Consider the following 13489-nt stretch of genomic DNA (forward strand, 5'->3'; position numbering starts at 1 on the left):
TGCCGCTGCGGCCGAAGGTGTTCTTGTAGAAGTCCCAGGTCTCCGCGGCGCCGTACGCGGCGTCCGCGCCGGCCGTCTGGGTGTTGGAGCCCGCGCCGGTGCCCCAGACGTCGTCGGCGTCCGTCATCAGGGTGCCGGTGCCGGAGGTGCCGTTGTTCAGCGAGTACGTCTTGTGGCTGCCGCGGGTGGAGTCGGTCAGCTGGTACGTCGAACCGGACAGCGTGGTGTTGAGGGTCACCGTGCCGCTGTACTGGGTGTTGCCGGTGCCGGTCTGGACGCCCTCGTACCGCGTGAGTTCCTTGCCGGTGGTGGCATCGGTGACGACGTGCAGCTTGCTCGGCGTGCCGTCGTCCTGGAAGCCGCTGATCACGGTCTCCCAGGCGAGCCGGGGTGTGCCGGTGCCGGCCCAGATGACCTTGCGGGCGCTGTCGGTGGCGGGCTTCTCCGCCTTGAGCGCCTTGGCGGCCTTGAGTGCCTGGGCCCCGGCGGCGGCCTTGGTTACCGACGCGGCGGTGCTCGCGACCTTGATGGTGTGCTTGTTGTTGAAGGTCGTGCTCACCGTGCCGGTGGCCTGCGAGGCCGGCGGGGTGTGGACGACGATGTCGCCGCCGAGCACCGGGAGGCCGGCGTAGGTGCGCTCGTAACGCGTGTGCAGGGTGCCGTCGTTGTCCTTGACGACGTCCTTGACGACCAGCTTCTCCTTCGAGCCGAGGCCGAGGGTGCCGGCGGTCGCCGTGGTCTGCTTGGATGCCTTCTTCAGCAGCGCCACGTGCTGGGCCGGGGTGAGCTCGGCCTCGAGTCCCCCTGTACGCAGGGGGGTTGTGTGGGGGGCGGGCTTGGCGGCTGCCGGGACCGTCTGTATACCGACGGCCAGGAAAGCGGCGGTGGCCACCAGGGCTCCGGCCGCGGTCGCCTGACGGGGGATACGTCTCACTCGTACTCCTACTGCTTCGGCCGCGGTCGGCGGCCGGCGACAGACCGGGCAGACGGGATGTGCTGTCCGGGACGAGCTGAGCAGGGGCGTGCGGGAACGCGACCGCGGGCAGGCCGTGCGCGACCTGCCCTACAGGTGGGGGAAGGATCGCACTCTTGACCTAGGCATGACATGCGCTTGCTGCCAATCGAGGGTTATCCCTACGCCCGGGTGCCGAAACACCTGCCTCGCGCCGCACCCCGGGCGACATCGCCGACAATCGGCCCACGGTCGCACCCCCGAAACGGCCTACGTGGCAAGGGAGTTCTCCGTCATGGACGGGGATCCCGCGGTCGGCCGTAGGCCGCCGTCAGGGCCGGCCCGCTCCCGGCACCTCGACCCGGATGGCGAGCACCCGCCCCGAACCGGGCGTCACCATCTCGGACTCCGTCATACCGCGCCAGTCGGCGGCCACGACGAACAGCGTCCTTCTGTCGTGGCCGCCGAGTACGCAGGCGAAGCCGCCGCGGTCGAGACCGACCCGGTCCAGCACGGCGCCGCCCTCGGCGACACGCACACAGCACCGGCCGGGGACGTCGGCGTACCAGACGGCATCGCCGGCGTCGAGGCAGATGCCGTCCGGGGTGCCCTCCCCCAGGTCGGCCCAGACGCGGCGGCCCGACAGAGCGCCGTCCGGGCCGATGTCGAAGGCGACCAGGCTGTGCCGGTAGGAGTCGGCGACGATCAGCGTGGAGCCGTCGGGTGTCACGGCCATCCCGTTGGGAAACGCGATGTCGTCGGCCACCTGGCGCACCGAGCCGTCCGGGGTGACCAGCGAGACGGTGCCCGGTCTGGACGCCTCGCCCGTCATCGGGTTGAAGTCGGCCCGGTTGACGTAGGTGTTTCCGCGGCCGTCGACCACGATGTCGTTCCAGCCCGGCCGGCCCAGGTCGGCGTACGGGGTCAGCGAGCCGTCGGGCTCCCGGCGCAGCAGCAGGCCGTCCGGGGAGGACACGATCAGCATCCGGCCATCGGGGTGCCGGTCGGTGCACAGGGGCAGCGACGCCACCCGGGCGACCACCTCGCTGTCACCCGCCACCGGATCGAGGGCGACGACCTCGCCCGCGGTCCAGTCGGAGAAGTACAGCCGATCCCCGTGCCAGCGCGGCGACTCGACCAGCCCGTGCCCTTCGAGCAGTGTCCGTACCTCGTACATCCTCATCACAGCCTTCGTTCCGGACCGGCACGACACCGGTGTCCCACCGACTGAACGAACGGGCACCGGCCGGATCGACAGGCCCCTGACCGGACGGCGGCCGAACGGCCGAGGGCTACGCCCACCTGAGGATCTCGGCAGGCCGCGATGATCGTCACATCGTTTAATGACGAAGTCGGAGGTCTCGTCTTCCAGCAGGAGCAGCGCATGTCGGCGACGCAAGCCACTCCAGAGAGCGGGCGGGACAAGCCCGGGAGACTGCGGCGGTTGGGCGAGTGGTGCGCCCGCCATTTCGTGATCGTCATCGTGGCCTGGCTCGTCGCGCTCGGCGTGCTGCAGGGGCTGAGCCGCTCGTTCGGCGGAGAGTACTCGGACAATTTCACCCTTCCCGGAGTCCAGTCCACCGAGGGGCTGGACGTGCTCAAGGAGCACGATCCGGCGGCGGGCGGCTACAGCAGCCAGGTCGTGCTGCGCGACACGCAGAAGCCCCTGACATCGCTGAGTTCCCAGATGAACGAGACGGTCGGCGATCTGCAGAAGCTGCCGCACGTCCTGTCGGCGCAGAATCCGCTGCCGCCCCCCGGGTCCCAGCCGTCCTCGGGCCAGTCCCAGCAACAGAACGTCGGGCCGCTGTCCAGCGACGGGAAGACCGGTTACATCACCGTCCGCTTCGATGTGCAGCCCTCGACCCTCGGCGACGACTACCTCCATGGTGTGGACAGCGCCGTCCAGCCACTGCGGTCGGCCGGCGTCGACGTCGAGTACGGCGGCCCGCTGGGTGAACTGGCCAGGCCCGCGCCGGACGACCGGGTCAGCGAGGCGATCGGCTTCGCGGTGGCGATCGTCGTCCTGCTCGTCGGATTCGGCAGTGTCATCGCGGCGGGTCTGCCGCTGGTGACCGCTCTGGTCAGCGTGGTGGGCGGCCTGGCCATCCTGGGCCTGCTGGCCGCCGCTTTCACCTTCGCGACGGTGTCGCCGACGCTCGCCACCATGATCGGGCTGGGCGTCGGCATCGACTACGCCCTGTTCATGGTCACCCGTCACCGGCAGAACCTCATCGACGGCGCCGATCCGGTGCGGGCGGCGGGCCGGGCCACCACCACCAGTGGCCGGGCCGTCCTCGTCTCGGGCTGCACCGTGATCATCGCCCTGGCCGGACTGTCCGTCTCCGGTGTCTCCTTCATCAGCCTGCTCGGCCTCGCGGCGGCCGTGACGGTCGTCTCGGCGGTCATCGGTGCGTTGACCCTCGTACCCGCGATGCTCGGGCTCATCGGCAAGCACATCGACCGCTATCACGTACGCAAGCCGGTCGCGGAGACGGACGCCGAGCCGGGAGCGCCCGTGCACGGCACCTGGCACCGCTACGCGCAGCGCGTCGAGAGGAACCCCTGGAAATTCCTGACCTGCGGCCTCGTCACGGTGGTCGTGCTGGCCATCCCCGTCTTCTCGATCCAGCTCGGACACATCGGTGACGGCGCGGACCCCACCTCGTTCACGGACCGGCGGGCGTTCGACATCATGTCGGACTCCTTCGGGCCGGGCTCCAACGGTCCGCTGACCGTGGTCATCGACCAGACCGATGTGCCGTCCGACAAGCGTTCCGCGCTGGCGTCGCAGGCTCAGAAGACGCTCAGCGGTGTGCAGGGGGCGGCCACGGTCACGCCGCTGACGGCCACCTCGGACGGAGACGTGCTGGTGGGCACCGTCTTCTCCAAGGTGTCCCCGCAGAACCAGGACACCACGGACCTGACGAACCGTCTGGTCGACGACACCCTGCCGCAGGCCGTGTCCGGCTACTCCGCCAAGGGCTATGTCACGGGAACCACGGCCGCGCAGGTCGACTTCCGCAACATCGTCGCGAGCCGGCTGCCCCTCATCATCGCCGTGGTGGTCGCGCTCGCCTTCCTCATCATCCTGATCGTCTTCCGCGGACTGCTCGTCGCGTTGAAGGCCGCCGTCCTCAACGTGCTGTCCATCGCCGCCTCTTACGGTGTCGTCGTCGCCGTCTTCCAGTGGGGCTGGGGCGGGCCCGCACTCGGGGTGTCGGGCAAGGTGCCCATCGAGAGCTACGTGCCGATGATGATGTTCGCGATCATCTTCGGGCTCAGCATGGACTACGAGATCTTCCTGCTGTCCCGGGTCCACGAGTTCTGGCTGCGCACCGGGGACGCGAAGGCGAGCGTCGCGCACGCCCTGGAGATCACCGCCCGGGTGATCACCTGTGCGGCCCTGATCATGGTGAGCGTCTTCGCCGCGTTCATCGTGAGCGACAACATCGTGGTCAAGATGCTCGGACTCGGACTCGCCGTGAGCGTCCTCATCGACGCGACGGTGGTACGGCTCCTGCTCGTTCCGGCGGTGATGACCCTGCTCGGGGCCCACGCCTGGTGGACACCCCGCTGGCTGGACCGGATCCTGCCGCACATCGACCCGGAGGGCGAGCAGAGCCCTGCCGCTCCCGATCCTGTACCCCCTCCGTCCGCCGGGTGACCCCGCCGGGCGCGCCGACGACCTGCTCGGAGACGCCGGAGACCGAGGTGACGGCCGAACCGCCCCATGAGGACCCCCGGACCTGGGCGCGCGGCCCCCACCGCTGCCGGAGCCGCGCCCCGGGGCCGCGCGCCGCGGCCGCGCGCCCGCCGGCGGGTCAGTGTCCCAGCGCCGCGACGCCCGCGGCGAACTTCTCGTCCAGGTCGCCCGAGGGGGCTCCGGCGACACCGATCCCGGCCACCGGGGCACCCTTGACGGCGACCGGTGTGCCGCCGGCGAGGAACAGCGTGCCGGGGATGTCCTTCAGGTTCGGCGCCTGTGCCAGACGCCTGGCGAGTTCCGAGGTGGGCGCGTTCCAGGAGACGGCCGTGTACGCCTTGCGCTGCGCGGACTCGTACGACTGCGGTCCCGCGCCGTCGCCGCGCAGGGTGACGACGGTGTTGCCGTTGCGGTCCACCACGGCGACGGTGACCTTCTGGTTCTCCTTCTCCGCGGCGTGCAGCGCGGCCTGCGCGGCCTTGGCGGCGGCGTCGACCGAGAGATGGCTGGACGTGACGGTGCTGCCGCTCTTCACGTTCGCCACGGGAGCCGCACCGGCGGAGGTGGCCGGGGAGGCGTTCGCGGACACCGTGCCGAACGTACCGGCGGCGACGGCGGCGATCACGGCACCGCCGGTGGCGATACGAGCGCGGCGGGAGAGCTTCTTCATGAGTCGACTCCAGGTCGGGGAGGGCGGTTCGCTTCTTCAGACTGCTCGCCCTGCTCGACAGCGCCCCGGACATCGAGGTCGTCGGCGAGGCCGGCACGGGTGAGGAGGCGCTCGCCCTGAGCACGAAGCTCACCCCGGACGTAGTGCTGATGGACCTCCAGCTCGGCGACGGCATCGACGGTGTCGAGACCACGCGTCGGCTGACCGCCGCTCCCGGCGAGGGCCCGCACGTGCTGGTCCTCACGACGTACCGACGCCGACATCACCCGCGCCATCGAGGCGGGAGCGACGGGCTACCTGCTGAAGGCCGAACGGCCGGAGGAACTGTTCGCCGCGATCCAGGCCGCCGCCCACGGCCGTACGGCGCTCTCGGCCCCGGTCGCCGGCCGCGTGATGGCCAGCATGCGCAGCCCGCGGCCCACCCTGACCGACCGCGAACGCGACATCCTGACCCAACTGGCCCAGGGCCTCGGGAACCGGGAGATCGCCAGGGCCCTCTTCATCAGCGAGGCGACCGTGAAGACCCACCTCGGCCGGATCTACGGCAAGCTCGGTGTCGAGACGCGAGCGAGCGCGGTGGCCGTGGCGAAGGAGCAGCGTCTTCTTCCGTGACGCGGACAAAGGGACCTGCCGGCGGAATCGGCGTCCTAGCATGGCCGGATGCCCCGACTCGAACCTCTCCGTCCCGATCACGCGCCCGCGCTGCTCGCGTTCGAGCGGGAGAACCGTGCCTACTTCGCCGCGTCGATCCCCGACCGCGGCGATGCCTATTTCGCCGGGTTCGACGCCCGCCATCGCGAACTGCTGGCCGAGCACGCGGCGGGACGGCATCTCTTCCATCTCGTGGTGGACGGAGACGGCTCGATACTGGGCCGGTTCAACCTGGTCGACGTGGCGGACGGCTCGGCGGAACTCGGGTACCGCGTCGCCGAGCGGGCCGCGGGGCGGGGTCTCGCCACGGCCGCCGTGCGGGAGGTCTGCGCCCTGGCCGCGACCTCGTACGGCCTGAGCACGCTGCGGGCCCGCACGACCGCCGACAACGCCGCTTCCCGGGCCGTCCTGGACCGCACGGGCTTCCTCGTCACGGGCGACATCGATCTGAACGGGCGTCCGGGCCTTCGTTTCGCACGGGACCTCCAGGCCGCCGGCAATGGTCCCGCCGGGGCGGACCCCGTCAGGGAATCGGTTCGACCGCGGGATTGATCGGCGACTGGTAGGCGCCGCTGGCCAGCATGCGCACCTCCCCCGCCGGGCTGATCTCGGCGCGGAGAATGCCGGTGGGATCGCTGTACACCGGGTTGCCGCCCGGCCCTTTGATACTCGTCCGTTCGACGACCACCTCGTCCGTCACCATGCTCGAATCCGGTCCGGGATGGGTGAAGGTCAGCCGGTAGCGGTCCACGGTCGTCATCAAGGCCTCCGCGCCGAAGCGACAAATGCGGGTGAAAGTACGTCTCCATGATGCGGCCGGACGCCCGCGACAGCAGCGTCGCCCACGCCGGACAGGCACCCGACCGGCCCGCGACAGCGACGGCAACCGCTCACTATGCGTGACGCCCCTCGCCACCGGACGCCGGGCAGTGTAGACATAGCACATGGTCGGACTATTGGGTCGAACCCGGGCTCAGTCGACCCGCCGCCCCAGTACAGCGCACCATCAGCGTGGGTCACACGAAGGCAAGCACAGGCAAGGCCCGTCCAACGGGCTTCGTTCCGCGCTCAGCGGGCGCAGTGTCGCCGGACAGGTGTTCGTCCTGCAGGTGGTGATCGTGCTGCTCCTGGTCGTCGCCGCGGTGGTCGCACTGGTGCTCCAGGTGCGGCACGACAGCACCCAGGAGGCCCGCAACCGCTCGCTCGCCGTCGCGGAGACGTTCGCCAACACGCCGGGCACCCGCGCGGCGCTGAGCGCCCCGAACCCCACGGCCCTGCTGCAGCCCAGCGCCGAAGCCGCCCGCAAGGCGTCGAAGGTGGACTTCATCGTCGTGCTGAACACCGACGCGATCCGCTACACGCACCCCAAGCCGGACCGGATCGGAAAGAAGTTCGTCGGGACGATCGCGCCAGTCCTGGCCGGGCACTCCATCACGGAGCAGATCAATGGGACCATCGGGCCGCTCGTCCAGGCCACGGTTCCCATCAAGGCACCCAACGGCACGGTCGTCGGCATGGTGTCGGCCGGGATCACCACGGAGAACGTGGGCGGCGCCGCCGACCGCCAGCTGCCGCTCCTGCTGAGCGCTGCCGCTGTCGCGCTCGCCCTGGCCACCGCGAGCACCGCGCTGGTGACCAGACGCCTGCTGCGCCAGACCCATGGCCTCGGCCCGTACGAGATGACCCGCATGTACGAACACCACGACGCGGTGCTGCACTCCGTCCGGGAGGGAGTGATCATCGTCGGCGCGGACGGGCAGCTGATCCTCGCCAACGACGAGGCGAACCGTCTGCTCGACCTGCCCGCGGACGCCGAGGGACGGCACGTCCAGGAACTCGGCCTCGACGCGGACACCGCCGAACTGCTGGGCTCCGGGCGCGTCGCCACGGACGAGGTGCATCTGGTCGGGGACCAGCTCCTGGGCATCAACCAGCGGCCCACGGACCTGCAGGGCGGCCCGGCCGGCAGCGTCGCCACACTCCGTGACTCGACCGAACTGCGCGCGCTCTCCGGCCGTGCCGAGATCGCCCGCGAGCGGCTCAAACTCCTGTACGACGCCGGCGTGGGCATCGGTACGAGCCTGGACGTCACGCGGACGGCCGAGGAACTGGCGGAGGTGGCGGTCCCGCGGTTCGCCGACTTCGTCACCGTGGACCTGGCCGACGCCGTACTGAACGGACAGGAGCCGGACGCGGGCGCCGACCTGCGCCGCACCGCCTCCGTCGGGGTCCGCAAGGACGCGCCGCTCTATCCGGTCGGCGAGCACATCGGGTTCATTCCCTCCACCCCCCAGGCCCACAGCCTCCGCACGGGCGAGGCCGTCGTCGAACCCGATCTCGGCGGCGCCCCGGGCTGGCTGGCCCAGGACCTCCAGCGCACCTCGCAGGTCGTCGACTACGGGATCCACTCCCTGATCACCGTCCCCCTGCGCGTCGGGCCCCTGATCATGGGCGTGGTCAACTTCTGGCGCTCCGAGAAGCCCGATCCCTTCGATGTGGAGGATCTGGCCCTCGCCGAGGAACTCGTCGCCCGCGCGGCGGTCTCCATCGACAACGCCCGCCGCTACACGCGCGAGCACACGATGGCCGTGACACTGCAGCGCAGCCTGCTGCCGCGCAATCTGCCCGAGCAGAGCGCCCTCGACCTCGCCTACCGCTACCTGCCGGCGCAGGCGGGGGTCGGCGGCGACTGGTTCGACGTGCTGCCGCTGCCCGGCGCCCGGGTCGCGGTCGTCGTGGGCGACGTCGTCGGTCACGGACTGCTGGCCGCCGCGACGATGGGGCGGCTGCGTACGGCGGTCCACAACTTCTCCGCGCTCGATCTGCCGCCCGACGAGCTGCTCGGGCTACTGGACGAGCTGGTCGGCCGTATCGACCAGGACGAGCTGCCGGAGGACAGCAGGGCCGCCGTCACCGGCGCCACCTGCCTGTACGCCGTCTACGACCCGACGACCCGGCGCTGCACCGTCGCGCGGGCCGGGCACCCGCCGCCGGCCGTGATCCGTCCGGACGGCAGCGTCGAGTTCCCCGAGGTGCCGGCCGGGCCACCGCTCGGCCTGGGCGGTCTGCCGTTCGAGACGGCCGAACTGGATCTGGCGGAGGGCAGCCGGCTGGTGCTGTACACGGACGGGCTGGTCGAGGACCGGGAGCGGGACATCGACGTCGGGCTCGAACTGCTGCGCACCGCGCTGGCCGGAGCCGACCGCTCGCCGGAGGAGACCTGCCAGGCCGTCCTCGACGCCCTCCTGCCGGCCCGGCCGAGCGACGACATCGCCCTGATCGTGGCCCGTACCCACGCCCTCGGTGCCGATCGGATCGCCACGTGGGAGGTGCCGTCCGAACCGGCCGCCGTCGGTGAGGTGCGCGCCTCGGTCAGCCGGAGGCTGGCGCAATGGGGGCTGGACGAGATGGCGTTCACCACGGAGCTGATCCTCAGTGAGCTGGTGACCAACGCGATCCGCTACGGCAATGGGCCCATCGGGGTCCGCGTGCTGCTGGACCGCACGCTGATCTGCGAGGTCTTCGACGCCAGCAGCACCTCTCCGCATCTGCGGTACGCGGCGACGATGGACGAGGGCGGGCGCGGCCTGTTCCTGGTCGCACAGCTCGCGGACCGCTGGGGCACCCGCTACACGCCCGAGGGCAAGGTCATCTGGGCGGAACAGCCCCTGCCCTGAGCCGGGCGAATCGGGCACAGGGCACAGGGCACACGGCACACGGCACACGGCACACGGCACACGGCACACGGCAGCTTCATCGGCGAGCGGTGGGCCAGGAAGCGAGTCGGAAGCAGGCAAGCGCCCGGTCGAGAGGGGGGCGAAGCCGGACCCGACTCGGGGACAGACCGTGGTTCAACTCGACCGAGGACGCGTCCGCGCCTACGCCGGACTCGACTCGCCCGAAGGCGCCCCGGCCAGGAGAGCGACGTCTCTCGACCGGACTCGACCATCAGGCAGGAACGAGGAACGGCGGGCCGGGACTTCGACCAGGCAGAAGTCGGCAGCGAACGGCCCGGGCTCAACCGGGAGGAGGCGGACCCTCCCGGGCGTCCGACTCCCCCACCGGTGCCGCGCGCGCCGACTCGCCCGCCGCGTCGTCGGATCCGTCCGCCGGGGTGAGGGAAGCGGCGCCTCCCTGGAGCCGCTCCAGGTCGGAGGGGCGCACCTGGATGACGATCAGGGCGACCAGCGCGGCGAAGACCGCGAAGATCGCGGCGGCGACGAACGCTCCCGAGATGCCGGACGTCAGCACCTGGTCGCTCCAGGGCGCCGGCAGCTGTCCCGTCCTGCGGAACTCCAGCCGCTGGGCGGGGGTCGCGGTCGACAGGAACTTCGCGACCTGGTCCGTGGCCTCGTTGCGGCTCGCCGTGCCGAAGACGGTGACCAGCACGGAGAGGCCGAGGGAACCGCCGACCTGCTGGGTGGCGTTGAGGATGCCGGAGGCGGCACCGGTGTCCTTGGGCTGGACTCCGGACACCGCCATCAGCGTCAGCGACACGAACTGCAGGCCCATGCCGAATCCGAAGACCAGGGTGGGTCCGAGGATGCTGCCGAGATACGTGCTGTCGACGTCGGTCAGGGTCAGCCAGCCGAGGCCCAGGGCGGACAGGATCGCGCCCACGGCCATGAAGGGTTTGGGACCCCACCTGGGCAGCAGGTTCGAGGCGACACCCGCGCCGACCGCGATGATCGCGCTCACCGGCAGGAAGGCGAAGCCGGCCTTGAGCGGGCTGAAGCCCAGGATGTTCTGCACGAAGAGGGTCAGGAAGAAGAACATTCCGAAGATCGCGGCGGAGAGGCTCAGCATCATCGCGTAGACACCCGAGCGATTGCGGTCGCGGAACATCCACAGCGGTGTGATGGGCTGTCTCGACCGGCGTTCGACTGCGATGAACGCGATCAGGAACACCAGCGCCGCCCCGAAGGCCGCGAGGGTGACGGAGTCGCTCCAGCCCTCCTCCGAGGCCCGGATGAAGCCGTAGACGAGCAGCACCATGCCCAGCGTCGAGGTGAGGGCGCCCAGGAAGTCGAAGTGGCCCGGGTGACGCTCGGACTCCTTGATGTAGCGGGGGGTGGCGAGCACGATCAGCAGGCCGATGGGGATGTTCACGAAGAACACCCAGCGCCAGTCGAGCCACTCGACGAGGATGCCGCCCGCGAGCAGCCCGATCGCGCTGCCGCCCGCGGAGACGGCGGCGAACACGCCGAACGCCCTGTTGCGCTCGGGCCCTTCACGGAAGGTGGTGGTGATCAGCGACAGGGCGGTGGGTGAGGCGATGGCCCCGCCGACGCCCTGCAGCGAGCGCGCCGCGAGCAACTGCCAGGATTCCTGGGAGAGTCCGCCGAGCAGCGACGCGAACACGAAGAGCAGCACACCGAACATGAAGACCCGGCGTCTGCCGAGGATGTCTCCGGAGCGTCCGCCGAGCAGCAGCAGTCCACCGAAGGTCAGCGTGTAGGCGTTGATCACCCAGGAGAGGTTCTCGGTCGAGAAGCCGAGCGAGGTCTGGATGTGCGGCAGTGCGATGTTCACGATGGTGATGTCGAGGACCACCATCAGCTGACACGAGGCGATGACAAGGAGTGCGATACCGCTGCCTCGTCCCCGCTTCGGGGATTCGGCAGACTCGGAGGATGTCATGTGATCGGCCGTCATGGGGGATGGCCCTGCATCTCGGGTCGCGGTGGACGTGGATGTCCACTCCATCGACGTTAAGCCTGACCGCTCCGCCTCACCAATCGATCAACGGGCCGGGCCCGGCCCTGTCTCACCTGGCCAGTCGGCCCAGCAGCGAGGAGGCGGACAGGATGCCGAGGGCGGCGGCCACGATCAGGACGCCGTAGTCGAGAGCCAGGTGCGCGGGCGTCCCGAGCAGCAGACCGCGCAGGGCGTCGACTTGGTGGCTCAGCGGGTTGACCCTGCTCACGGCCTGGAGCCAGCCGGGCATGACGGCCACCGGATAAAGGGCGTTGGAGCCGAAGAACAGCGGCATGGTGATGGCCTGGGTCAATGCCGGTCCACAAGGTATTCACTGTCGCCCGTTGCCCGGCAGCCAGAACTGCCAATGCATCTCAAGCGCGCACCAGCCTGCGTCCGAGGGACCACGAACGCGATCCGAACCTGCCCACCCGGTGTCAGTGCGTAGCCGGCCCGTGACTCTCCTGGATGCCGCCGTCCTCGCCCCTCAGCCCGCCTCGGCCGGAACCCGTCCGGTCCGGATGGCGTCGACCAGGGCCTGGTGGTCCTTCTCGTTCTGGTCCGCGTACAGCTCCGCGAACGTCGCCAGCGCGCGCTCGAAGGCGTCGCTGCTCCCCAGGTAGGCGGCGATCGCGATGCGGTCACCGGAGCGGGCGTGGGCACGAGCCAGCGTGGCACCGCAGAGCCGACCGAACAGAGCCATCCTCTTGGGCGACATGTTCTCGGCGGTGGCAATGCCTTTCCAGTCTCGCAACTGGCGGGCTGAATCGCGGTTCCCTGGCGCTGGACGGACTGATGCGCAGTCCACGTGCTCAGTCCATTGCGGATGCCAGTTCACGGCTTCGGCCTCGGTGAAAATCGCCGAAGACTCCCGACGGACCCGATGCGTTAACCGGTCCGACCGCTCTCAATGTCGGAAGAAATGGTCCAAGGATCCCTTCCCGGCCCACCGATCACGGCGGATGAACGAGGCGTCAGTTACTGACATGGGTACGGATGCTGTGCAGGGCGCGGCGTTTCACCAACCTGATTGCCGGGCCACTGATCCAAAGCAACGGGGTGACCAGCGGGACCGCCTCGATCGCCATCGTCCAGGTGAGCCGTGATCCGGTAGGTGTGGCCTCGACGATCCAATCCTCTGCAGCACGGCGGAGCCCAGGAGCAGAGGCCGCGAGAACACTGAACGTGTACCGATGCTCTTCTTCCCAGCGGAAGAAGCGTTCACGAACGGTGAATACTCTCAGCAGCGTGACATCGCGTACTGTCCCGACGCCGAACGGGCGCGGCGAACGCCAGCGCAGACCGGTGAACACCCGCACCCAGTGGACCAATTCCTCGCCCGTCAGAACTTCCCAGATTCGCCCTACAGATGCTCCTGTTTCCACAGAATTCGAGTAGCGGAAGGTGGTGGACGTCAGAAATTTGTCTCCGCTCTCCGCGAGTGGGTGCCAGTGCCGATCCATGGAATGCGACCTTCCCTCGCGTGCGCGAAGCACAGATCAGAGATCTTGCTTCTGGTCGCTCGAAGTCTCACACGACCTGGAAAAGAGTCGGCGACATCACCTTCACCTGTCCCAACTCTCATGATGCTCCACGGGGCTCGAACCGGCGCGGGTCGGGGCCATCTTCCCTGGGCAGCCGAAAAGCACTTCCGCGTCATTCCCGACTCCGCATCTGTGATGCAACTCGCCCGCCCCGGGTACCGGTTGGGTCGCCAGCGAACCACCGGAGCCCCAGTGGCAGCAACGGGGTCGCGAACCTAGCATGAAGAGAGTGCTGCCACGCCCAGCAGGTTACGACCGGGCTGTGCAAT

8 protein-coding genes and 4 pseudogenes are annotated in these 13489 nt (G+C 69.8%); 4 read left to right on the forward strand and 8 right to left on the reverse strand.

Annotated elements, in window-relative coordinates:
• Nucleotides 1–934 (reverse strand): annotated as a pseudogene (locus tag ACWD68_RS31575) (M4 family metallopeptidase); the annotation flags it as partial.
• Between the two features lie 349 nt (nt 935–1283).
• Nucleotides 1284–2135: an SMP-30/gluconolactonase/LRE family protein gene (locus tag ACWD68_RS31580; RefSeq protein WP_451809872.1), complete on the reverse strand. Its 852-nt coding sequence runs from the start codon at nt 2133–2135 to the stop codon at nt 1284–1286.
• 201 nt (nt 2136–2336) lie between these two features.
• On the opposite strand from ACWD68_RS31580, the gene ACWD68_RS31585 reads away from it, so the two are divergent.
• Nucleotides 2337–4619: an MMPL family transporter gene (locus ACWD68_RS31585; RefSeq protein WP_451809923.1), complete on the forward strand. Its 2283-nt coding sequence runs from the start codon at nt 2337–2339 to the stop codon at nt 4617–4619.
• 157 nt (nt 4620–4776) lie between these two features.
• Here the strand turns inward: ACWD68_RS31585 and ACWD68_RS31590 are convergent, their stop codons facing one another.
• Nucleotides 4777–5328: a GlcG/HbpS family heme-binding protein gene (locus tag ACWD68_RS31590; RefSeq protein ID WP_451809873.1), complete on the reverse strand. Its 552-nt coding sequence runs from the start codon at nt 5326–5328 to the stop codon at nt 4777–4779.
• Between the two features lie 41 nt (nt 5329–5369).
• Here ACWD68_RS31590 and ACWD68_RS31595 point away from each other — a divergent pair.
• Nucleotides 5370–5940: pseudogene (locus tag ACWD68_RS31595) on the forward strand (LuxR C-terminal-related transcriptional regulator).
• A 48-nt stretch (nt 5941–5988) separates the two neighbouring features.
• A complete protein-coding gene (locus ACWD68_RS31600) occupies nt 5989–6531 on the forward strand; it encodes a GNAT family N-acetyltransferase (protein ID WP_451809874.1) in 543 nt (180 codons plus the stop codon).
• Here the strand turns inward: ACWD68_RS31600 and ACWD68_RS31605 are convergent.
• Entirely contained in the window at nt 6503–6739 is a 237-nt protein-coding gene (locus ACWD68_RS31605; protein WP_451809875.1) for a DUF6296 family protein, read from the reverse strand. The genes ACWD68_RS31600 and ACWD68_RS31605 overlap by 29 nt on opposite strands.
• 184 nt (nt 6740–6923) lie before the next feature.
• Between ACWD68_RS31605 and ACWD68_RS31610 the strand changes: the two genes are divergently transcribed.
• The gene (locus ACWD68_RS31610) at nt 6924–9656 is read left to right on the forward strand and encodes a SpoIIE family protein phosphatase (protein ID WP_451809876.1); all 2733 of its coding nucleotides are present in this window, start codon (nt 6924–6926) and stop codon (nt 9654–9656) included.
• A 340-nt stretch (nt 9657–9996) separates the two neighbouring features.
• On the opposite strand, the gene ACWD68_RS31615 is transcribed toward ACWD68_RS31610, so the two are convergent.
• From ACWD68_RS31615 to ACWD68_RS31630, 4 genes and pseudogenes are all read right to left on the reverse strand, one after another.
• Nucleotides 9997–11619 carry an MFS transporter gene (locus ACWD68_RS31615; RefSeq protein WP_451809877.1) on the reverse strand — a complete coding sequence of 541 codons (1623 nt, stop codon included), beginning with the start codon at nt 11617–11619 and terminating at the stop codon, nt 9997–9999.
• A 127-nt stretch (nt 11620–11746) separates the two neighbouring features.
• Nucleotides 11747–11983 (reverse strand): annotated as a pseudogene (locus tag ACWD68_RS31620) (ABC transporter permease); the annotation flags it as partial.
• A 180-nt stretch (nt 11984–12163) separates the two neighbouring features.
• A pseudogene (locus ACWD68_RS31625) lies at nt 12164–12436 on the reverse strand (DUF2252 family protein); the annotation flags it as partial.
• A 214-nt stretch (nt 12437–12650) separates the two neighbouring features.
• The gene (locus tag ACWD68_RS31630) at nt 12651–13139 is read right to left on the reverse strand and encodes an SRPBCC family protein (protein WP_451809878.1); all 489 of its coding nucleotides are present in this window, start codon (nt 13137–13139) and stop codon (nt 12651–12653) included.
• Nucleotides 13140–13489 lie beyond the last annotated feature (350 nt).

The sequence above is a fragment of the Streptomyces sp. NPDC005141 genome, assembly GCF_053599975.1.

Excerpts from the sequence above, each read along its gene's own strand:
- ACWD68_RS31605 (WP_451809875.1), bottom strand. The coding sequence starts at position 6,739 with ATGACGACCGTGGACCGCTACCGGCTGACCTTCACCCATCCCGGACCG.
- ACWD68_RS31585 (WP_451809923.1), top strand. The coding sequence starts at position 2,337 with ATGTCGGCGACGCAAGCCACTCCAGAGAGCGGGCGGGACAAGCCCGGG.
- ACWD68_RS31610 (WP_451809876.1), top strand. The coding sequence starts at position 6,924 with ATGGTCGGACTATTGGGTCGAACCCGGGCTCAGTCGACCCGCCGCCCC.
- ACWD68_RS31580 (WP_451809872.1), bottom strand. The coding sequence starts at position 2,135 with ATGAGGATGTACGAGGTACGGACACTGCTCGAAGGGCACGGGCTGGTC.
- ACWD68_RS31600 (WP_451809874.1), top strand. The coding sequence starts at position 5,989 with ATGCCCCGACTCGAACCTCTCCGTCCCGATCACGCGCCCGCGCTGCTC.
- ACWD68_RS31615 (WP_451809877.1), bottom strand. The coding sequence starts at position 11,619 with ATGACATCCTCCGAGTCTGCCGAATCCCCGAAGCGGGGACGAGGCAGC.
- ACWD68_RS31630 (WP_451809878.1), bottom strand. The coding sequence starts at position 13,139 with ATGGATCGGCACTGGCACCCACTCGCGGAGAGCGGAGACAAATTTCTG.
- ACWD68_RS31590 (WP_451809873.1), bottom strand. The coding sequence starts at position 5,328 with ATGAAGAAGCTCTCCCGCCGCGCTCGTATCGCCACCGGCGGTGCCGTG.